The 523-nt window shown below is 73.4% G+C and carries 1 protein-coding gene; it reads right to left on the minus strand.

What is annotated here, in order from left to right; all coding sequences use genetic code 11:
* The coding region (locus GTP90_RS36030) for a two-partner secretion domain-containing protein (protein ID WP_161087961.1) at positions 1-523 on the minus strand (523 nt) is incomplete at both ends.

Consider the following 523-nt stretch of genomic DNA (forward strand, 5'->3'; position numbering starts at 1 on the left):
TGCCGCGGTTGACCACCGACGGCCCGATCAGCGCCACGTAGCCGCCGGCGGCGGCGCGGATGCTGCCGTCGTTGCGCACGGCGCCGGCGCCGCTGGTGCCGGCAAAGTCGTAGCGGCCGCTCAGGAACGCGCTGTCCGACAGGTTCAGCGACGAGGCGCCGAGCGCGCCGACGTCGACCTGGGCGCCGGCGCCGAACAGCACGCCCTGCGGATTAATCAGGAACACGCTGCCGTTGGACGACAGCTTGCCGTAGATCTGCGACGGGTCGCCGCCGATCACGCGGTTCAGCGCCACCGCCGCCGACGAGGGCTGGTCGAAGCGCACGCCGGCGTTGGCGCCGATGTCGAAGCGCTGCCAGTTGAGGATGGCCTGGTTGCTGCCCTGCGTCACCGTCATCTGGTTGCCGCTGGTGGCGATGGACGCCTGCCCGGCCACCAGCTGCGCGCCGGATGGCAGCGCGTTGACGGCTGGCGGCCCCGCCAGCGCCGCGCCGCCGGCCGTCCCCAACGCCACCAGCACGCC

This window comes from Duganella vulcania (assembly GCF_009857655.1).
GTDB lineage: Bacteria > Pseudomonadota > Gammaproteobacteria > Burkholderiales > Burkholderiaceae_D > Rugamonas > Rugamonas vulcania.